This window comes from Neorhizobium phenanthreniclasticum, from assembly GCF_040066075.1.
GTDB lineage: Bacteria > Pseudomonadota > Alphaproteobacteria > Rhizobiales > Rhizobiaceae > Neorhizobium > Neorhizobium petrolearium.
Genome location: NZ_JBEAAL010000008.1, coordinates 112,548 through 131,354, shown reverse-complemented (window position 1 = coordinate 131,354; position 18,807 = coordinate 112,548). Strand labels below are relative to the sequence as shown.

Below are 18,807 nucleotides of genomic sequence, written 5' to 3'. Positions count from 1 at the left end.
GCGAGCGGCGAAGCCATGCCGCCCGACAAGGCGGTCTCACTTTCCACTGCATGTCCCCTTGAAGGAGATTTCGCAATGATCCAGAACCTCAAAACCCTGTCGCTCGCGGGCGCCTTGCTCGCCGGCACTTTCCTTTCCCATGCCGCCTTTGCCGAGGACCGGCCAAACATCACAGTCGCCCTGCAGAGCATGGGCACGGCCGGTACGCTCGACACGAGCGACAACGGCGGGACCGCCGCCCGCAAATACCAGAACATGATCTTCGAGCAGCTCATCGAGCTTGATCTTTCCGACCCCAATCTTAGAGCCCGGCCCGGCCTCGCCACCGAATGGAAGTGGCTGAACGACACGATGCTGGAAGTGAAGCTCCGCCATGGCGTCAAGTTCCACAACGGCGACGAGATGAAGGCCGATGACGTTGTCTTCTCGTTCTCCGACGAACGTTACGGCCGCCTGCCGGAACAGGTCAAAGCCCGTGAGGCCGGCCAGACAACCTTCACCCACGCCGACGGCACGAAGGGCATCGTCCCGCCGGCCATCACCGCCGCCAACCGGAAGTCGGAATGGCCGCTGCTGAAGTCGGTCGAGAAGGTCGATGACTATACGGTCCGCTTCGTCATGGAAAAGGCGACGCTCGATACGGAAGCCCGTCTTGCCCGCGTCAACTATGCGGCGATCATTTCCAAGCGCGGCTTCCAGGAGGCCAAGTCCTGGGCAGACTACGCGCTTCATCCTGTTGCGACCGGCCCCTACAAGGTCGTCGGTGTCGACCAGGGTTCGGCAATCCATCTCGTTTCCCATGACGATTACTGGGGCGGCAAGCCGCCGATCGCCAAGCTCGACTTCATGGTCGTTCCGGAAGCGGCGAGCCGCGTGAACGGCCTGATGTCCGGCGAATACGATATCGTCAGCGACCTCGGCCCGGACCAGGTCCCACTCTTGAAGAATACCGAGGATTTTGACGTCGTCGGCGGGCCCGTCGCCAATATCCGCTTCATCGCGCTCGACACCAACAACGGTCCACTGAAGAACAAGCTGATCCGCCAGGCGCTTTCGCATTCGATCGACCGCGACACGATCGTCAACTCGCTCTGGGGTGGCATGACCGCCGTGCCGCAGGGCTTCCAGCACAAGCTGTTCGGCGATCTTTTCGTCGAGGACTTCAAGTCGCCGGCCTATGATCCGGAGCTTGCCAAGAAGCTTCTCGCGGAAGCCGGCTACAAGGGCGAGAAGATCACTTATCGCGTCCACAACGACTATTATCCGAACGAGTTGACTGTTGCCCAATTCGACCTCGACAACCTGCGCAAAATTGGCTTCAACATCGACTTCTCGGTCATAGATAACCCGAACGATCCGGCTCCGGATCGCATGATGGCCGACCTGTCGAACACGGCCTATTTCGCCTATCCGGTTGCGCTGCTTGCCAATAACTGCCCCTACGGCTCGTATAATACAAAGACCAATCCGAAGAGCGGCATGTGGCAGAACGACGAGTTCGATAAGCTCTGCGACGTGTTGAACACCTCAACCGACAAGACTGAAGTGAAGAAGTCCTTTGCCCGCGCACTGGAGATCATCGAGGCTGAAGACCCGGCGATGGTCGTCCTGCACCAGAATGCCATCCTCTACGGCAAGCGCGCCGACATCCAGTGGAAGCCGTCGGCGATGTTCGTGATGGATTTCCGTCCGGGCTCCTTCTCAATCAAGAAGTAATCGAAGGGCGGCGGGTGCTTCAGCGCCCCGCTTTTGTCATCCGGAGCTCTCGTTGCCATGCGCCATCATCGCCGCCCGCTTGCCATTGAACGTCAGGGAGAGCCCTGGCCGGAATTCGAGGATGCCGTCAATCCTGCGATCTCTGGCGGGCGCGTCTATGCGGTCGGTGATGTGCATGGTCAAGCAGACCTTCTCGCAGCCATGTGGACTGCGATCGCCGAGGATATGAAGCGCCATCCGGCGGATCGGGCCCTGATCATCTTCCTCGGCGACCTCATCGATCGCGGCCCGGATTCGGCGGGCGTTGTCGAAGCGATCATCAACGCTCAGGAGCGGCGGGGAGACGGTATCGAGATCATGTGCCTGCGCGGCAATCACGATCATTGGCTGGCGACCTTCCTGACCGATCCTTCTGTCCTCTCGGCTTGGGCGGTGAAGGGCGGGCTTGAAACGCTCGTCTCCTACGGGCTGAAGGAAGGCGAGATTCTCGCGGGCATTGCCGATATCGGCCGCGCCGTCGCATTGCAGCAGATGTTTGCGGCCGTAATCCCCATTCGTCACAAGGAATTCATGCTTTCGCTGCCATTGTGGCACGACGATGGGGACTATTTCTTCGCCCATGCCGGCATCGACCCGGATCGTCCGCTTGCCGATCAGCGGCTCGATGACCTCACATGGATACGCGACAAATTTCTCCTCTCGCGGAAGAATTTCGGCAAGGTGGTGGTTCATGGCCATACGCCGCGCCAGGAGGTCGAGAGCCTCCCGAACCGCATCAATGTGGATACCGGCGCCTATATGCGGCAGGTGCTGAGCTGCGTCATCCTCGAAGGCGCCGAGCGATATCTGCTGCAGGTCGGGCCTGGCGTTCCAGTATCCCCCAATGATCCAGCTACGGAGGCAGGCGCATGACCGGATCCACCGATCTCATGGATATCCGTGGCCTCACCGTCGAGTTTGAAGGCCGCTATCGCTTCACCCGTGCGCTGCACGGTATCGATATCACACTCAAGCGCGGCGAGGCGCTCGGTATCGTCGGCGAATCCGGCTGCGGCAAGTCAATCACCTGGATGGCGGTGCTGGGGCTTCTCGGTCGTAACGCCCGGGTCGGTGGCTCCGCAAGGCTTGAAGGGCGGGAAATCCTTGGCGCCGACGATGCCCGGCTCAGCGAAATCCGCGGCGGCCGCATCGCGATGATCTTCCAGGACCCCTCGAGCTCGCTCAACCCGCTTCACAAGATCGGCTGGCAGCTGGGCGAGGCGCTGCGCCTGCATCAGGGCTTGACCGGCGCGGCAGCCCGCAGGGAGGCCGAGCGCCTGATCGACCGCGTCGGCATCGCCAATGCGCGCCAGCGGCTCGGCGAATATCCGCACGAGTTCTCCGGCGGCATGAACCAGCGGGTGATGATCGCCATGGCGCTTGCCGGCAATCCGGACCTGCTTGTCGCCGACGAGCCGACGACGGCGCTCGATGCCACCATCCAGGCGCAGATCCTTGATCTCCTCGATGATCTGCGCCGCGAGCGCAACATGGCATTGGTTCTGATCTCCCACGATCTCGGGATGGTCGCCGAAATGACCGAGCGGGTGGTGGTGATGTATTGCGGCCGTATCGTGGAGGACAGCCCGACCGCTGATCTCTTCGACAATCCTGCCCATCCCTATACGCGTGGGTTGATCGATGCCATTCCGTCGATCGACGGGCCGCGCCAGAGGCTTCTCGCCATTCCGGGCTCTGTGCCGCCGCCGGACCGGCTGCCGTCCGGCTGTACCTTCGTACCCCGATGCGCCGTTGCCGGTCCCGAATGCCTGCGGGCCGTGCCGACGATGATCGCTGCCGGGACAGACGGACGCCACAGGGCCGCCTGCGTGAAGCTCGGCGACATACTACCGCCGGCCAATGCTCGCCTGCCTGCTTCTGTAGAGATCACTGCGGAGTTGGTGTGATGAAAGGTCAGCTTACCGTCAAGAACCTCACGCGCCATTACAGGCTCCGCCAGCGGGGCAATCTGTTTGCCCGCACAAAAACGCTGAAAGCGGTCGATGGACTGACTTTCGACGTGGCGCCGGGTGAGATGCTCGGCATCGTCGGCGAAAGCGGCAGCGGCAAATCGACCACGGCGCGGCTGCTGCTCGGCCACATCCCGCCAACCTCGGGCGAGGTCGTGTTCGGCGGCGAGAAGGTCGGCGCGGTGCCCGATCTCGCCTGGCGACGGATGCGCCGGCGCATGCAGATGATCTACCAGGATCCACTCGGCGCGCTCGATCCGCGCATCACCATAGGTGAGCAGATCGGCGAGCCGCTCATCGTCCATTTCCCGGACCTTACTCGGGATGCACGTCGTGCCAAAGTACGGGCGGTGATGGGCAATGTCGGCCTTTCCTCGCACCACGGCGATCGGTTCCCGCACGAACTTTCCGGTGGCCAGCGGCAGCGCGTCATCATCGCCAGGGCGCTGGTCATGGAGCCGGAACTCCTGGTCTGCGACGAGCCGGTCTCGGCGCTTGACGTCTCGGTTCAGGCGCAGGTTCTGAACGTCTTCCAGGATATCCGCGCCCGCAACAGCTTTACCGGCGTCTTCATCAGCCACGATCTGAAAGTGGTGCGCCAGATCGCCGACCGGGTGGCGGTCATGTATCTCGGGCGCATTGTCGAGATCGGCCGGCCGGGCGAGGTCTTCCATCAGCCGCTGCATCCTTACAGCCGTGCGCTCGTCTCCGCCGTGCCGCGAAAGGGTCGGTCGGCGCGCGAGCGCATCATCCTGGCCGGCGATCCGCCGAACCCGGTCAATGTTCCGCCCGGCTGTCCCTTCCATACCCGCTGCCCGCAGGTGAAGCCCGTCTGTCGCATCGAGCGACCGGAACTCATGTCGGAAGGCGGGCGGGCGGTTGCCTGCCATCTTGTCAACAATCCGTCGACCGCCGGCGTAGCGGTTGCCAATGGGGAGGCTGCCTGATGTTGCAATTCGTCTCGACGCGTTTCCTGCGCGCCCTGGTGACGCTGTTCATCATCGTCACCTTCGCCTTTATCGTCCTCCGGCTTGCGGGCGACCCGGCCGAACGCTTCTTCGATCCGGCTACGCCGCAGGAAGTGGTCAATGCCTTCCGTCACGAATGGGGACTCGATCAGCCGATCTGGGTGCAGTTCTATCGCTATATCATCGCGGTCCTTCACGGCGACCTCGGCAATTCCATGCGCGAGAACCGGCCGGCAATGGAAACCGTACTGGCCCGGCTGCCGGCGACGCTGTGGATCATGGTGCCGACGCTGTTCCTCAAGACGATCATCGGCGTTGCTGCCGGCATGACCGCGGCGCTCTACCGCAACTCGACTTTCGACAGGCTGATCATGTCGGCCTCCGTTTTCGGCTTCACCGTGCCTGCCTTCGTCCTGGCCCTGGTTCTGGCGCTGATCTTCGCGGTGCAGCTCCGCTGGCTACCCTCCGGCGGCTATGCGACGCCCTACCATATGATCCTGCCGATCGCGACGCTGAGCATCGCGGGAGCGGCGACAGTCGCACGCTATACCCGCTCTTCCATGGTGGAAGTGCTCGGACGGCCTTTCGTGCGCACCGCCGCCGCCAAGGGCGTCCGCTCGAGACAGGTGGTGACGCGGCATGTTCTGCCGAATGCGGCGATACCGATCGTAACCGTCTTCGGTTTCATGCTGGGCAATGTTGTGGGCGGGGCAGTCGTCGTAGAGAGCGTTTTCTCCTGGCCCGGCATCGGCCGGCTGCTGGTCTCTTCGGTGCAGTCACGCGATCTGGCGGTGGTGCAGGTCATCCTGCTTCTGATCGGCGTGATGATGGTCTTCTCCAATCTCTTCATCGACCTTCTCTACGGTCTGATTGACCCGCGCATGCGCGGCGGCAAAACACAGGCGGCGTGACATGGCCATCGAACAGGACGGACTTTCGACCGATGGCAGTGTGTTCACCGAAAAAAGCGGATTGCAGGCCTTTCTGCAGGACTGGCCGCCCATGGTCATCCTGGCGATTGCCTGGCTGGCGCTGATGGTCTTCATCGCCATCTTCGCGCCGCTTCTGACGCCCTATGATTTCATGGCCGTGGACGTGCTGGCGCGGCTCAAACCTCCGGTCTTTTTTGGTGGCACCTTCAACCATGTTCTCGGCACCGATCAGCTCGGCCGCGATGTGTTGTCGAGGGCGATCGCCTCGATCCGTGTTTCGATCACGATCGCGCTGTGCGCCACGCTCATTTCGACAATCGTCGGCGTGACGCTCGGCTTCATCGCCGCCTATTTCCGCGGCTGGGTCGACCAGGTCATCCTGACGATCGTGGATGCACAGCTTGCCATGCCCTTCATGATCATCGCGATCGCCGTGCTCGCCTTCCTCGGCAATTCGCTGCCGATCTTTGTCATGCTGCTCGGTCTCTACGGCTGGGAACAGGTGACGCGCATCGCGCGCGGTCTCGCCATTTCCGCGAATACACAAGGCTATGCGGCGGCTGCGCGCGAGATCGGCGCATCACCCGAGCGCATCTATCTGCGCCATATCCTGCCGAACATTTCCGCGACGATCGTGATTGCCATGACGCTCAATGTTCCCGGCGTCATCCTCCTGGAATCGAGCCTGTCCTTCCTCGGCATCGGCCTGCAGCCCCCGCAGACCAGCCTTGGCAACATGGTGGGTTACGGCCGCGACTATGTCCAGTCGGCGCCGTGGATCATGCTGATGCCCTCAGCGGTGATCGTCGTCACAACACTGTCAGTCTCGATCATGGGCGACTGGCTGCGCGACCGGATCGACCCGACTGTGAAGTGAGGGAGGTCGGAAGGCATCCAAGTGGGATGAAAACGATATGAATACCCGTGGGCTACGGCCATACTCGAAAACGGCGAAGTGGTCCCTCTTTTCCGTCAGACCGTCATGCAACGGTCATCTGCCTCCGCTAGTAGCTGCACACCAACGGGCACATGGCGCGCTTGCAGTAGAAGAGACCGCGGTGTCTTCCTGCAGTCGCCGATCGTCGAAAATTCCAAAACATGATCCGCGCGTGCCCCGGGTATGCGCGGATGAGTCGATTTGTCTAGCTGACGAATGGTCCGTCTGTTTGCCGACGGACCCCTTCGCCGTCCCAAGCAGGAGCGACCAACATGCGCGGCAGCATCACGCTCGAAGAACTAACCGTTTCCTTCAACGGCGTCAGGGTTCTCCACGGAATCGATCTGGCGATTGGTCGGGGCGAGACCCTCGGCCTCGTGGGCGAATCCGGGTCGGGAAAATCGGTGACCTGGCTTGCAGCGCTAGGCCTCCTGCCTCCCAAGGCAAAAGTCTCCGGCCGGGTCATGCTGAATGACCGGAATCTTCTCGACATGCCCGACTCCAAGCTCACCGGTATCCGCGGTGGGCGCATCGCGATGATCTTCCAGGATCCCGTCAGCGCGCTAAATCCGATGCTGACAGTGAAACGCCAGATCGGCGAAACGCTCGCCTTGCATCGCGGCCTGTCCGGTGCCGCGATCAAGGCGGAAGCAAAGCGGCTGCTCGATCTCGTCGGCATTCCCGATGCCGAGCGGCGACTCAATGCCTATCCGCATGAATTTTCCGGCGGCCAGAACCAGAGGGTGATGATTGCCATGGCACTTGCCGGACAACCGGATCTGCTGGTCGCCGACGAGCCGACGACAGCGCTCGATGTGACTATCCAGGCGCAGATCCTCGATCTCCTGGCGCTGACCCAACGCGAAACCGGAATGGCGCTCGTCCTTATCAGCCACGATCTCGGAGTCGTATCGCAGGTATGTGATCGGGTGGCGGTGATGTATGCCGGCCGCATCGTCGAAGAGGCACCGGTGGAACGCCTTTTCGAGCACCCGGCGCATCCCTATAGCCAAGGCCTCATGGGATCCTTGCCCGCCATCGATGGGCCGCGACGACGGCTCACGGCGATCGGCGGAACCGTGCCGGACGCGAGCAGTCTGCCGGCCGGCTGTTCCTTTGCCCCGCGCTGTGCATTTGCAGAGACGCAATGCCATGAACAGATTCCGCTGCTTGCCGGCATCGGCCGTGACCATAGTGTCGCTTGCCTGGTAAGCGAGGCGCAACCGCCCGCAGCGATCCATTATTCCAGGCAGAAAGAACAGCGGATCGAAGCATGAGTGCACCGCTTTTACACGCAAGGAATATCGCGCGCAGCTATGAGCTTAATCGGCATATCTGGGGCAACGCTTCCGTCGTCCATGCCGTTTCGGATGTGACGCTTTCGGTCGGCCGCAACGAGACGCTCGGCATCGTCGGGGAATCGGGCTCCGGCAAATCGACGACGGGACGGCTCCTCCTCGGGCTCGAGCCGCCGACGCGTGGCGCGATCTCTTTTGACGGCAGGCCGCTTCCCGTCATCGGCTCGCCCGAATGGCGGAAATCACGGATGCGCATGCAGATGATCTATCAGGATCCGCTGGCCGCGCTCGACCGTAGACTGCCGATTGCGAAGCAGATGCGGGAGCCGCTGGACATCCATCAAGCCGGCAGCCTGCGGGAGCGCGACGCCCGCGTCAGCGAACTGCTGCGCGCCGTCGGCCTGTCCGATGCGGTTGCCCGCCGCTATCCGCACGAACTCTCCGGCGGGCAGCGCCAACGCGTGGTACTGGCGCGGGCGCTGGTCACCCGTCCGGACCTGCTGGTCTGCGATGAACCGGTCTCCGCACTCGATGTCTCGATCCAGGCTCAGGTCGTCAATCTCTTGTCCGATCTGCAGGCCGAATTGGGACTGGCGATGATCTTCATCAGTCACGACCTTCGCGTTGTTCGTCAGGTCAGCCATCGGATCGCCGTCATGTATCTGGGACGCATTGTCGAGGAAGGAGAAGCGGACGATCTCTTTGCTCGCCCGGCTCATCCCTACACGCGTGCACTCGTTTCGGCGGCTCCGGTTCCCGGCACGAAGCTTGGCGGACGCATCATGCTGCGGGGTGAGCCACCCAATCCGGCAAATCAACCGAGTGGCTGTGCATTTCATCCGCGCTGCTCCGCCGCAGTCGCCCGCTGCAAAAGCGAGATGCCGGTGCTTGCCGAGCTTGGCGGCGGTCGGAAGGTTTCCTGCCATCTGGCCGGTTCGCCCTCGGAAAACCAGGCGGACCCGTCGCCCGCCCGAACGCGCGCGCCTTTGAATCCTGTCAGAGCAGCCAGCGAGGACGTTGCGTAAGATGAAGATGTCGAGCCTGAAGGCGATAGGCTTTCGCGCCGTCCGCTCCTTGGTCACGCTGCTTTTCTGCGTCACTCTGGTCTTCGTGATCCTGCGCGCAGCCGGCGACCCCTCCGAAGAGCTGCTGCCCCCGGAAACACCGCCGGACATACGCCAGGAATACCGGGTGCAGTGGGGACTCGATCGGCCGATTGTCGTCCAGTATCTCAACTTCCTCGGCCGCGTTGCCCGCGGCGATCTCGGTGAATCTTTCGCCAGCGATCTACCGGCAACGGAATTGGTCATGCAAGCGATACCGAAGACCATTCTCCTCGGCGGCTCGGCCTTTTTGCTTGCTACACTGATCGGGATGTCGCTCGGCGTCACAGCCGCTCTTCGCCACGGAACCGCCGTCGACCGATCGTTGATAGCGGCCGCCGTGCTCGGTTATTCCATGCCGGTCTTCTTCCTCGGCATCCTGCTGATCCTGGTATTCGCGTTGCAGCTTCGTGTCCTCCCATCCTCCGGTTCGTCGAGCCCAGTCCACCTGATCCTGCCTACCATCACTCTGGCGCTGCCGCTTGCCGGCCGGGTCGCCCGTTTTGCCAGAACCGCTACGCTGGAAGTGATGGGAAAACCGTTCATCCGCACGGCCCGCGCGAAAGGGCTGAGCCAGCTTGCGGTGATCCTCGGCCATGCATTGCCGAATGCCATGGTGCCGCTCCTGATGTTCTTCGGTATCGAGATCGGCCTTATTCTCTCGGGCGCGGTCGTCACCGAAACCATCTTTGCCTGGCCGGGGCTCGGGCGCCTGCTGGTCGATTCCGTCAACATGCGTGACCTACCCGTCGTCCAGGCAGTCATCCTGATGATCACGCTGATCATCGTCCTTTCCAATCTTTTCGTCGATATTCTGCATGCGCTGCTGGACCCGAAGGTCTCTCTCGCGCGGACATTGGGAGGTACCGGATGAGCAGCGCATCGGAACAGGTCGACATCCGCTCGACACTGCGGCTCTGGGGTGCGTCGCCCGTCATCGTGCTTTGCATCGGCTGGCTCCTGGCCATGATCCTCATCGCCATATTCGCGGATTTGCTGGCGCCAATCCATTATACGACGCAGGATCTGACCGCCCGCTTCCGGCCTCCGGCTTTCATGACCGGCGGCAGCGCGGATCACCTGCTCGGCACGGATCATCTCGGCCGCGACGTGCTGAGCCGGATGATCTATGCCCTGCGGACATCCATCCTGATCGCAACCCTCGGCACGCTGATCGGCGCAGTCATGGGAACGCTGATGGGACTTGCCGCAGCGCGATTCCGAGGGATCGTGGACATGGTCGCGATGATGCTCTGTGACGTGCAAACGGCGCTTCCCTCGCTTTTCATCGCCATCGCCTTTCTCGCCTTCTTCGGCAACAACATCGTGCTCTTCATCATCCTGGTGAGCTTCGAGGGATGGGAGCGCTATGCGCGCCTTGCGCGCGGGCTGGTGCTTTCGGAGCAAACTGCGGATTACATCCGTGCCGTGGAGGCATTCGGCGCCGGAACGGGGAGAGTCGTGTTCCAGCACCTACTGCCGAATATCGCCGCGTCGCTCGTCGTGCAGGCGACGCTCAACTTCCCGGGTACGATCCTGCTCGAAACCTCGCTGTCCTTCCTCGGTCTCGGCGTCCAGCCTCCCGATACGTCGCTCGGCCTCATGCTCGGCGAGGGCCGTCGCTATCTGCTCAACGCATGGTGGATCGCAGTTCTGCCCGGCATCATCATCTTCCTCACAACACTGGCCATGAGCCTATTCGGCGACTGGCTGCGGGATCGCCTCGATCCCACCATCGACAAAGAGGGCTAATTGAAAGGTATGGCGCTGCGCACGACAATCTGGACCGGATACCCTGCTCGTTCGCCTCTTGTTGGCGCCCATCGCGGGGCGAGCGCCGTCGCGCCAGAAAACACCCTCGAGGCTTTCGAGGCGGCGATTGCGGCAGGGGCGGATTTCATCGAAACCGATTTACGTCTCAGCCGGGATGGTATTCCGGTCGCTTTTCATGATGCGGACCTGAAACGTCTTTGCGGCGATCCGCGAAAGGTTGCCGAGCTCGACATGGACGAGCTGCGCAGCCTTCGTTCCGGCATCGTCGCAATGACGGACGCTATTGATATGATCGGCGGACGCGCTTCCATCCTGCTGGATACGAAGCTTCATGAACAGGTAGCGCTGGAACGATGCATCGCAGCTCTGGAATCGAGGACAGCTGACGGGCGGATTGCTTTCGGTGTGCGATCGCTCGACGCATTCGACGTCGTCCACACCCATCTTCCACAATGTCCGACTCTCGGGCTGTTTTCCAACATCGGGGACTATCCGGCGCTCGCACTTCGCGGGGGGACCTGGGCCCGCCTCTGGGAGGCGGACGCTTCCGCAGACAATCTCGCGAACTTGCGACGGCTCGGTTTGAAAACGGTGATCATGACCGGCGATCCGATGGATGGCAGCGTCGGGCTCATCAAGGCGGATGCCTTGGCGGAGCTCTGCTTCAACGGTCCCGACGCAGTGATGGTCAATGATCCTTCACTTGCGGTTGAGGTCATTGGACAGGCGACGCAACCTGTCTGAAAACGGTCATTTAAAGTTCATTTTGGGGTCACCGCCCTGTTATGAAGCCCGCCTAACAGGGGGCCACCATCCGGATTTCGCCAATATATTCCAGGAACGTTGGAGCACTCCATGTATTCGATCAAGCGTCGTCATTTCATGCAAGGGGCGGCAGTCACCCCATTCATCCTCAATGCTCCATTTGCCTTTGCCGCGGACGGGGAGCGCCCCGACTTCACGGTGGCCGTTGCGGCTTTGCCCGCAACGCTGGAACCGGCGCGGGAGCTCTCAAATGTCGGCACGCGTGTAACTTATTCGATCTTCGACACACTGATCCGCCGAGACTTCCTGGGTTCTCCAGATGGCGGTGGTTCCGAACTGAAGCCACATCTGGCCACCTCATGGGAGCGCAAGAGCCCGTCCGAGCTCATCGTTACGCTGCGCCAGGGCGTAAAGTTCCATAATGGCGACGAGCTGACGGCCGATGACGTGGCCTATACATTCCGCGATGGTCGCCTGCGTGGCGAAAAGGCTCAGATTCCCGGCGGTAAAGCCTATTTCAGCATCCTTTCCGATGTGAAAGCTGTCGATAAATACACTGTTCGCTTCACGACGCGTGTCCCGGATGTCCTGCTTGAGCAGCGCCTCGCCTCCTGGTGTGCCTGGATCGTCAACAAGCGTGCCTATGAAGAAATGGGCTTCGAAGGCTATTCACGTGCGCCGGTTGCCACAGGTCCCTACAAGGTCGTCTCGCACAACCAGAGTGATGCCACGGTTCTCGAGGCTTTCGACGACTACTTCCTCGGCAAACCGACTGCGAAGCGGGTTACCTTCCGGGCGGTTCCGGAGCTTGCCGCCCGCGTCGCCGGCCTCGTCTCCGGTGAATTCGACCTCATCACCAACATTCCCCCGGATCAAGAAGCTGTCGTCGGCGCCTATCAAGATATTGACGTGCGTTCGGTCGTTCTGGCCAATTCGCATGTCCTGGTCTTCGATACCCGCGATCCCGTTCTCGCCGACAAGCGTGTGCGCCAGGCGCTAGCCAGCGCCATCGATCGCCAGAAGCTGGTCGACACGCTCTGGCTCGGCAATGCGAAGGTTCCAGCCAGCCACAACTATCCGGAATATGGCCAGATGTATGTCGAAGGCCGCAAGCTGCCTTACGATCCGGAGAGGTCGAAGGCCCTTCTCAAGGAAGCCGGTTATAACGGCCAGAAGATCACCTACCGCACCCAGGCCGGCTACTATACCAACGCTTTGGAGGCGGCCCAGATTCTCATCGAGATGTGGAAGGCCGTAGGCATCAACGCAGAGCTTCAGGTGGTCGAGGGTGCGGCGCTGCGCGGCCCGGGATCGCAGGTTTTCAACTGGTCGAATTCCACCCGTCTGCCCGATCCGCTTGGTGCCCTCTGGGTTGCCTGGGGCCCGGCAGGCGAGATCCAGACCGCTGGCATCTGGGAGGCGGCGTCGGCCAAGGCATTTGATGATGCCGGCCGCGCGCTGGAGGCCGAGACCGATCCGGCCAAGCGCAAGGAACTCTTCGTGAAGATGCTCGATCAGTGGGAAGAGGAAACTCCGGGCACCATCCTCTATCAACCTTCCGAAGCCTATGCCATCAAGCGCTCGATCAGCTGGCGCCCGACCACGTTCTATTTCATGGACCTGCGGCCGGACAATCTCCGGTTTACGCAGTCCTGAGGTGAGCGGCATCTGGCGTCAGATAGGCTTCCATGAGCAAACGCCGCACACCATCGCGGTCAACGGAAGTGGCGATCGACTGATCAGGTGCATCGTCCCAATCGCCCGGCGGATGGAAAGTCGATCGGTCCTTCATAATGGTCTGGCCGATTGCTATCCCGTCGGTAGCGACCCTGATCGGTCCTTTTCGAGTCTCGAATAGCGAGCGATCAAGGACAAAGGCCATCGCCGTTGAATCGTGGACGTAGAAGCCGTCGAGCCCGAATCGCCGATGATAGGTCATATAGTGTCGCGATATCTCGGCGATGAACCGGCCGGCATCGCCGCCGTCGCGGGCCAATATCTCGATATCTGCAGGTCGCATGATCACCTGCCGGGTCACATCAAGTCCGACAGCCGTCACCGGCCAGGACGCAGCGAACACCAAGTCGGCGGCATGCGGATCGCCTATGATGTTGGCCTCCGCCACAGGGGTGACGTTGCCGTTGGGACCGGCAAGGCCGAACGCCCCTCCCATGATCACCACTTCCTTCACTCGCTTCGCAATCGTCGGGTCTTCCGAAAGTGCCAAGGCGAGGTTGGTCAGTCGACCCACGGCGAGCAACGTGACCTCATGCGGAAAGGCATGCACCTGGTCGATGATGAAGCGATGGGCCGGACGCGGATCAAGCGGGGGAAGGTCGTTTTCGTCGATCGGCACATCGCCCAGACCGTTGATCCCATGCACATGGATCGGCGGCGGAGAGGCGCTGAGTCCCAGGGCACGATCCGCTCCACGGGCAATTGGTGCGGCAATGGAAAAACGACGCTTCAGGTAGCGCGCATTGCGGGTGACCGTATCGATGTTGCCATTGCCGAACACTGTGGTGATGCCGAGCAGCTCAATGTTACGGCACGCGTTGAGAAACAGCAGTGCCGTCGCGTCGTCGATGCCGGGGTCAGTGTCAAAGATGATCTTGGGCGACATGTCGTCGTCCTAAGCCAGATCGGCAATCAACGATGGAAAGAAATGAGGCTTGCCGGCCGCTTGTTTCCTCGCATCCCAGCCAGCCAGGATCACGACAGCGCGGCTCGCGACGGCGCAACAGCGCTTGATAGAGTCCGCCGAATCCGCGCGCTTGCGCGTGATGCGGTTTGCTCCCACTGAGCAGATCATGCCTCCCCGGAAGCCGAAGAGCTGAGCCAGCGTAAAGATCGTTGCTGCTTCCATCTCGAAATTGGCAACCTTGGACCGCTGCAGGTCCTCCAGAACGTGGTCCATCTTCGACTGCCAGAAACCTCCGGGCATAGGATTGACTTCGCCGGCGTAGAAACTGTCCACGCTGGCTGCCAGACCCAGATGGTATTTTTCGCCCATCTCTTCCGCTGCCTGGATCAGCGCCATAAGGACTTCGTGATTGGCGACAGCCGGGTAGGACCTGTCGACATAGGCATCCACCGTGCCCGTCAGACGCAATGCGCCGGTCGAGATTACGAGGTCGCCGGGCTCGATTTCCGGCTGCAAAGCCGCGCAAGAGCCGACGCGAATGAAGGTGTCGGCGCCGCAGTTCGACAGTTCCACGACCGCAATGTCCGTCGAAGGGCCGCCAACGCCGTGGGAACATGCGGTGATATCCACGCCGTCGAGCGTGCCGCGAGCAGTCCGATATTCACGAAAATGCGCAACCTCCTCATAGGTATCCCAACTGCTTCCCACGACGGGGACGCGTCCCGGATCTCCCGGTGTCAGCACGTAACGCGAGACGTCGCCCGGTTTGATCTTCAGGTGCATCTGAACCCCGTCCGGATGGATGGGCGTGTGCTGAACGTTCATGGCCGTGTTTCCTCTTGAAACCTTATTTGTGGGGAACGAAGTCGGTGGAGTAGAGCGTCTCCACATCGACATCTGTCGTGAGGCCGCCGAACTCCATGAGCGTCGCCTTCGTCTCGCGAATGACATCACCATCGAAGGCGCACGCGCCGCTGGCTTTGGTAAAGTCCGTGTAGACGTAGCTTTCCTGAAGTTTGAGCTGCTCGGCCTGCTGTTTCGGATCGAGCTGATTGTTGAGTTCCAGGACGGCTGTCACCGTCTCCTTCTGATGGGCGAAGGCGTAGTCGTATCCCTTCTGCGTCGCCGCCACGAACCGCTTCACGAGATCGGGATTTTCATCGACGATCTTCCGGGTCGTGAAGATGACTTCGGCATAGGTCTGCACGCCGTAGTCGGAGGGCAGGAGCACTGAGGTTTTTTGGCCCTGTAGATCGAGTGCGACGGCCTCGTTGATGGCAAAGCCGGTTTTTGCATCCACTGAACCGTTGAGCAGCAGTTCGGTGCTGGGCGAGACCACAAGCTGAACCTGGTCGAGGGCAACACCTGCCTTTGCCAGCATTGCCCGTGTGAGGACCCATGGCCCTCCCTCGTTATACGCGAGCTTTTTGCCGACGAGATCCTTCGGCTTCTCGATGGTTTCCGATGCCAGCGAGATCACGCCGCCCGGATGACGTTGGAAACAGGCGCCCACCATGACAAGGTCCATGCCGTTCGCTGCGCCCAGGATGATCTGGCTGACGTCGTTGGTCCCGAAGGTATTGGCACCAGAGGCCACCAGTGCCGTCGAATTGAGATTCGGCCCCCCAGCCATGATCTCGACGTTTAGTCCTGCCTGTTCATAAAAGCCCTGCTTCTTTGCCATCACGTAGCCTGCCGACTGGACGTTGAGGAGCCACGGAAGGCGCAGCGAGATCTCATCGGCGGAAGAGGCAGGTACTGCCCTCGACAGGCAGGCCGCCGATAGGAATACGAGGGCAAGCAGGGTCTTGAAGCCAGCTGTCATGACGGGTTTCTCCGGAAAGGGTTGATCAAACATCGGCGGTGGCCTCCGGCCAGAAGAGGCAGAGTTTTTCGACGGCGACGACGAGATAGAACATGAGGATGGTGGCAACCGAAGAGACGACGATTGCGGAAAAGAGCATCGCGGAATCCTGCTGATAGCCGGCGGTGACGATAACCGTGCCGATCCCGAGATTGGCTCCCGTGAATTCGGCGACGATCGCTCCAATGACAGCCATGCTGGAGCTGATCTTGGCGGCTGCGAAGATGTAGGGCAGGGCGGCGTAAAGCCTGGCGTGACGGAACGTCTGGCTGCGCGAGGCCCCGATGATCGTCATGAATTCGAGCGACTGGCGATCGATGGTGCGAAAACCCTTCGTGGCATTCACGAGTGTCGGAAAGAAGCAGACGATCGCAGCGATGGCGACCTTCGGCGCCAGGCCGAAACCCAGCCAGATGGTGAGCAGCGGCGCAATCGCAAGGATGGGGATTGTCTTGAGCGTGATTGCCCAAGGGAAAAGCGCGCGTTCTGCAATACGCGAGTAGAGGAAAAGAACAGCCAGAAGAACGGCAAAGGCCGTGCCGATCGCAAAGCCGAGAAAGGCGGCCGTCATTGTCGATATCAGATTATCGAGCAGCATTCCGTGCACGGCGTACATCTTGCCGACAATCGCGCTCGGTGCGGGCAAAAGGTATCCGGGAATCTGGAACAGGCGCACTGCTGCTTCCCAGAGGCAGGCAACGGCCAGAAACAATGCAAGAGAGGGGCCGAGTTCCGCAGCACGCCGAAACGCGCCGGAACGGCTGCGAGAGCCGGGTGTCGTCTTGTCATTGCTCATGAAGCAGCGTCTCCAGTTGCTGGATCTGGCGAGCATAATTGGCGCTCGCCCGGATCGCGGGATCGGCTACACGCGGTTCGATCACGGGCACGACCGCCCTTATGCGGCCCGGACGTGGTGCCATCACGACGATCTGGTCGGAGAGGTACAGCGCTTCGGAAAGGGAATGCGTGACGAACAGCACCGTCAGGCTGCGCGATTTCCAGATGTTGATGAGCTCGTCATGCATCTCGCGACGTGTGAAATCGTCGAGCGCACCGAAGGGCTCGTCCATAAGCAGGAACTCCGGCTCGTAGGATAGAGCTCGGGCGATCGCGACCCTCTGGCGCATTCCACCGGAAAGCTGGGCCGGATAGTGATCCTCAAATCCATCGAGACGGACCAGACCGAGAAGCTCGCGGGCTCTTTCGCGCCGCTTGGACGTCGACTTCATCCCCATGATCTCAAGCGGCAATTCCACGTTCTGGAGCGCGGTTTTCCAGGGGAAGAGACACGCCTCCTGAAACACGAAGCCAAACTTGCGCCGACGCTGGTAATCTTCGCTGCTCATCCCGTTGATGCGGACGTTACCCCTCGATGGCGCGATGAGATTGCTGATGATGCGCAGGAGCGTGGATTTTCCGCATCCGCTACGGCCAACGACCGAAACGAACTGGTCGCGGGGGATGGTCAGGCTGATATCTTCCAGCACATCAACCTGGCGGCCATTGCCGGGAAAGGACATGGATACGTTGCTGATTTCTATGGCCGCGGGCATCGTTTTCGCAACCTCAGCGGCGCTTGGCGATAAAGCGAAGTCGCCGCCTCCTACTGCCAAAGGTGATGCTATCATCCTGTTCCCCATGTGGAAGCCGGCAAGGATAAGAACGGCAAGGCGGCATTCCGGCATCGCCTGACGGTGCTCTAGCGGCACTTTCGTTCAAGCATCGGAATAGAAGCATCATCAAAAGCGTTGCACCAGCAGTAAATTTCGCGCTTACTGCACGAATTATTGGATCGCTTCGGGGTGTAAGCGATGGCCCTTTTACGCACGGCATTACTTCATTTCGACACTGCCATTCGGCATGGCTCAATCAGAAAGGCTGCCGAAAGCCTGCATGTGGCGTCCTCGGCGATCAATCGCCAACTCCTCCTGCTCGAGGAAGAACTCGGTATCGAATTGTTCGAGCGGTTGCCGCGTGGCATACGACCGACGGCGGCGGGAGAAGTGCTGCTCGGACATATCAGACGCTGGAACCGCGAAAGTGCACTGCTGAAGCAGGAGATCGGCAGCCTGCGCGGCGGGGTTCGAGGTACGATCAGAATTGCGGCCGCGGAGACTTTCACCGAACATGTGCTTCCAGGCGCAATGACGAAACTGCATCAGCGCTTTCCGCACGTCGACTACACGATCATCTCCGGTGACAATCAGCGCATCACCAATGAGCTGTTGGCGAAGGATGCCGATGTGGTGCTGGCCTACGACGTCAGCGACAATGTCAGGGCCGAGACTGTTTACACGGTGAGCGAGCCGATCGGTGTCATCATGACGCAAGACCATCCGCTCGCACGGCGATCGGTCGTCTCCTTATCCGATTGCGCCGATTATCCGCTGATCGCTCCGGGGCGGGATTGGCTTTCCCACAGCGGGCTCAACGTCCTGTTCCAGGGCAATTATCCCCTTGGCCAAGTGATCGCTCACGCCGAGCGTCCCGGCATATTGAAGGCGCTCGTGCGCGCTGGCCTCGGCATTGCATTTCTTACCTCGCTTGGCGTCGAGAAGGAAGTCAGCGAAGGGGCGTTGGCCTGGGTTCCGCTTTCCGAGGGAACGATCGAGCCTGCCCGGATCTCCATGCTCATACCGGGGGGACGCGTCCATCCCAGCTATCTGGCGGCATTTATCGAAGTCCTTAAGAACGAGTTCATGGATTATGTAACCGTCAACAGGCGCTCGGCCGCGCCGACCGTCGCGTCCGATACACGCTGATTGAAGTCTCCGAAGCCGGCCGTCCCTGGAAGGTCT

At 61.0% G+C, this 18,807-nt stretch carries 19 protein-coding genes; 14 read left to right on the top strand and 5 right to left on the bottom strand.

Annotated elements, in window-relative coordinates:
* The first annotated feature begins 75 nt into the window (after positions 1 to 75).
* The 12 genes from ABK249_RS13635 to ABK249_RS13580 all read left to right on the top strand — a co-directional run bounded on the left by ABK249_RS13635 (position 76) and on the right by ABK249_RS13580 (position 13,157).
* Positions 76 to 1,716, top strand: a complete 1,641-nt coding sequence (locus ABK249_RS13635) for an ABC transporter substrate-binding protein (RefSeq protein ID WP_227704153.1) — start codon at positions 76 to 78, stop codon at positions 1,714 to 1,716.
* 57 nt (positions 1,717 to 1,773) lie between these two features.
* Positions 1,774 to 2,628: a metallophosphoesterase family protein gene (locus ABK249_RS13630; protein WP_227704152.1), complete on the top strand. Its 855-nt coding sequence runs from the start codon at positions 1,774 to 1,776 to the stop codon at positions 2,626 to 2,628.
* The gene (locus tag ABK249_RS13625; RefSeq protein ID WP_227704151.1) at positions 2,625 to 3,662 is read left to right on the top strand and encodes an ABC transporter ATP-binding protein; all 1,038 of its coding nucleotides are present in this window, start codon (positions 2,625 to 2,627) and stop codon (positions 3,660 to 3,662) included. The genes ABK249_RS13630 and ABK249_RS13625 overlap by 4 nt, the downstream gene beginning before the upstream one ends.
* Positions 3,662 to 4,672: an ABC transporter ATP-binding protein gene (locus ABK249_RS13620; RefSeq protein ID WP_227704150.1), complete on the top strand. Its 1,011-nt coding sequence runs from the start codon at positions 3,662 to 3,664 to the stop codon at positions 4,670 to 4,672. Before ABK249_RS13625 ends, ABK249_RS13620 begins: the two co-directional genes overlap by 1 nt.
* Positions 4,672 to 5,604 carry an ABC transporter permease gene (locus ABK249_RS13615; protein WP_081952885.1) on the top strand — a complete coding sequence of 311 codons (933 nt, stop codon included), beginning with the start codon at positions 4,672 to 4,674 and terminating at the stop codon, positions 5,602 to 5,604. Before ABK249_RS13620 ends, ABK249_RS13615 begins: the two co-directional genes overlap by 1 nt.
* Before the next feature lie 91 nt (positions 5,605 to 5,695).
* Entirely contained in the window at positions 5,696 to 6,502 is an 807-nt protein-coding gene (locus tag ABK249_RS13610) for an ABC transporter permease (RefSeq protein ID WP_407722137.1), read from the top strand.
* 332 nt (positions 6,503 to 6,834) lie between these two features.
* Positions 6,835 to 7,839 carry an ABC transporter ATP-binding protein gene (locus ABK249_RS13605; RefSeq protein WP_227704148.1) on the top strand — a complete coding sequence of 335 codons (1,005 nt, stop codon included), beginning with the start codon at positions 6,835 to 6,837 and terminating at the stop codon, positions 7,837 to 7,839.
* Positions 7,836 to 8,885 (top strand): ABC transporter ATP-binding protein, encoded by a 1,050-nt coding sequence (locus ABK249_RS13600; protein ID WP_227704147.1) that lies wholly within the window; start codon positions 7,836 to 7,838, stop codon positions 8,883 to 8,885. Before ABK249_RS13605 ends, ABK249_RS13600 begins: the two co-directional genes overlap by 4 nt.
* Before the next feature lies 1 nt (position 8,886).
* Positions 8,887 to 9,837 (top strand): ABC transporter permease, encoded by a 951-nt coding sequence (locus tag ABK249_RS13595; RefSeq protein WP_227704146.1) that lies wholly within the window; start codon positions 8,887 to 8,889, stop codon positions 9,835 to 9,837.
* Positions 9,834 to 10,715 (top strand): ABC transporter permease, encoded by an 882-nt coding sequence (locus ABK249_RS13590; RefSeq protein WP_227704145.1) that lies wholly within the window; start codon positions 9,834 to 9,836, stop codon positions 10,713 to 10,715. The genes ABK249_RS13595 and ABK249_RS13590 overlap by 4 nt, the downstream gene beginning before the upstream one ends.
* Before the next feature lie 9 nt (positions 10,716 to 10,724).
* Positions 10,725 to 11,480 (top strand): glycerophosphodiester phosphodiesterase, encoded by a 756-nt coding sequence (locus tag ABK249_RS13585; RefSeq protein ID WP_227705221.1) that lies wholly within the window; start codon positions 10,725 to 10,727, stop codon positions 11,478 to 11,480.
* Between the two features lie 111 nt (positions 11,481 to 11,591).
* Positions 11,592 to 13,157: an ABC transporter substrate-binding protein gene (locus ABK249_RS13580; RefSeq protein ID WP_227704144.1), complete on the top strand. Its 1,566-nt coding sequence runs from the start codon at positions 11,592 to 11,594 to the stop codon at positions 13,155 to 13,157.
* Here the strand turns inward: ABK249_RS13580 and ABK249_RS13575 are convergent.
* From ABK249_RS13575 to ABK249_RS13555, 5 genes are read right to left on the bottom strand one after another with little or no spacing between them, the layout of a single operon-like run.
* Positions 13,144 to 14,124: a nucleoside hydrolase gene (locus tag ABK249_RS13575; RefSeq protein ID WP_227704143.1), complete on the bottom strand. Its 981-nt coding sequence runs from the start codon at positions 14,122 to 14,124 to the stop codon at positions 13,144 to 13,146. The two genes, ABK249_RS13580 and ABK249_RS13575, sit on opposite strands and share 14 nt — an antisense overlap.
* Before the next feature lie 9 nt (positions 14,125 to 14,133).
* On the bottom strand, positions 14,134 to 14,970 hold the full coding sequence (locus tag ABK249_RS13570) for a nucleoside phosphorylase (RefSeq protein WP_052182950.1): 837 nt from the start codon (positions 14,968 to 14,970) through the stop codon (positions 14,134 to 14,136).
* A gap of 22 nt (positions 14,971 to 14,992) precedes the next feature.
* The gene (locus tag ABK249_RS13565) at positions 14,993 to 15,970 is read right to left on the bottom strand and encodes an ABC transporter substrate-binding protein (RefSeq protein WP_348863142.1); all 978 of its coding nucleotides are present in this window, start codon (positions 15,968 to 15,970) and stop codon (positions 14,993 to 14,995) included.
* Between the two features lie 25 nt (positions 15,971 to 15,995).
* Positions 15,996 to 16,805 carry an ABC transporter permease gene (locus ABK249_RS13560; protein WP_052182949.1) on the bottom strand — a complete coding sequence of 270 codons (810 nt, stop codon included), beginning with the start codon at positions 16,803 to 16,805 and terminating at the stop codon, positions 15,996 to 15,998.
* A complete protein-coding gene (locus tag ABK249_RS13555; RefSeq protein WP_227704141.1) occupies positions 16,795 to 17,529 on the bottom strand; it encodes an ABC transporter ATP-binding protein in 735 nt (244 codons plus the stop codon). The genes ABK249_RS13560 and ABK249_RS13555 overlap by 11 nt, the downstream gene beginning before the upstream one ends.
* Here ABK249_RS13555 and ABK249_RS13550 point away from each other — a divergent pair.
* On the top strand, positions 17,528 to 17,701 hold the full coding sequence (locus ABK249_RS13550) for a hypothetical protein (RefSeq protein ID WP_200883979.1): 174 nt from the start codon (positions 17,528 to 17,530) through the stop codon (positions 17,699 to 17,701). The genes ABK249_RS13555 and ABK249_RS13550 overlap by 2 nt on opposite strands.
* Before the next feature lie 119 nt (positions 17,702 to 17,820).
* Complete coding sequence (locus tag ABK249_RS13545) at positions 17,821 to 18,771, top strand: LysR family transcriptional regulator (RefSeq protein ID WP_227704140.1); 951 nt, start codon at positions 17,821 to 17,823, stop codon at positions 18,769 to 18,771.
* Positions 18,772 to 18,807 lie beyond the last annotated feature (36 nt).

What these genes read in the sequence shown, in the direction of transcription:
- ABK249_RS13635 (WP_227704153.1), top strand. Translation starts at nt 76, where the DNA reads ATGATCCAGAACCTCAAAACCCTGTCGCTCGCGGGCGCCTTGCTCGCC.
- ABK249_RS13630 (WP_227704152.1), top strand. Translation starts at nt 1,774, where the DNA reads ATGCGCCATCATCGCCGCCCGCTTGCCATTGAACGTCAGGGAGAGCCC.
- ABK249_RS13625 (WP_227704151.1), top strand. Translation starts at nt 2,625, where the DNA reads ATGACCGGATCCACCGATCTCATGGATATCCGTGGCCTCACCGTCGAG.
- ABK249_RS13620 (WP_227704150.1), top strand. Translation starts at nt 3,662, where the DNA reads ATGAAAGGTCAGCTTACCGTCAAGAACCTCACGCGCCATTACAGGCTC.
- ABK249_RS13615 (WP_081952885.1), top strand. Translation starts at nt 4,672, where the DNA reads ATGTTGCAATTCGTCTCGACGCGTTTCCTGCGCGCCCTGGTGACGCTG.
- ABK249_RS13610 (WP_407722137.1), top strand. Translation starts at nt 5,696, where the DNA reads ATGGTCATCCTGGCGATTGCCTGGCTGGCGCTGATGGTCTTCATCGCC.
- ABK249_RS13605 (WP_227704148.1), top strand. Translation starts at nt 6,835, where the DNA reads ATGCGCGGCAGCATCACGCTCGAAGAACTAACCGTTTCCTTCAACGGC.
- ABK249_RS13600 (WP_227704147.1), top strand. Translation starts at nt 7,836, where the DNA reads ATGAGTGCACCGCTTTTACACGCAAGGAATATCGCGCGCAGCTATGAG.
- ABK249_RS13595 (WP_227704146.1), top strand. Translation starts at nt 8,887, where the DNA reads ATGAAGATGTCGAGCCTGAAGGCGATAGGCTTTCGCGCCGTCCGCTCC.
- ABK249_RS13590 (WP_227704145.1), top strand. Translation starts at nt 9,834, where the DNA reads ATGAGCAGCGCATCGGAACAGGTCGACATCCGCTCGACACTGCGGCTC.
- ABK249_RS13585 (WP_227705221.1), top strand. Translation starts at nt 10,725, where the DNA reads ATGGCGCTGCGCACGACAATCTGGACCGGATACCCTGCTCGTTCGCCT.
- ABK249_RS13580 (WP_227704144.1), top strand. Translation starts at nt 11,592, where the DNA reads ATGTATTCGATCAAGCGTCGTCATTTCATGCAAGGGGCGGCAGTCACC.
- ABK249_RS13575 (WP_227704143.1), bottom strand. Translation starts at nt 14,124, where the DNA reads ATGTCGCCCAAGATCATCTTTGACACTGACCCCGGCATCGACGACGCG.
- ABK249_RS13570 (WP_052182950.1), bottom strand. Translation starts at nt 14,970, where the DNA reads ATGAACGTTCAGCACACGCCCATCCATCCGGACGGGGTTCAGATGCAC.
- ABK249_RS13565 (WP_348863142.1), bottom strand. Translation starts at nt 15,970, where the DNA reads ATGACAGCTGGCTTCAAGACCCTGCTTGCCCTCGTATTCCTATCGGCG.
- ABK249_RS13560 (WP_052182949.1), bottom strand. Translation starts at nt 16,805, where the DNA reads ATGAGCAATGACAAGACGACACCCGGCTCTCGCAGCCGTTCCGGCGCG.
- ABK249_RS13550 (WP_200883979.1), top strand. Translation starts at nt 17,528, where the DNA reads ATGGATACGTTGCTGATTTCTATGGCCGCGGGCATCGTTTTCGCAACC.
- ABK249_RS13555 (WP_227704141.1), bottom strand. Translation starts at nt 17,529, where the DNA reads ATGTCCTTTCCCGGCAATGGCCGCCAGGTTGATGTGCTGGAAGATATC.
- ABK249_RS13545 (WP_227704140.1), top strand. Translation starts at nt 17,821, where the DNA reads ATGGCCCTTTTACGCACGGCATTACTTCATTTCGACACTGCCATTCGG.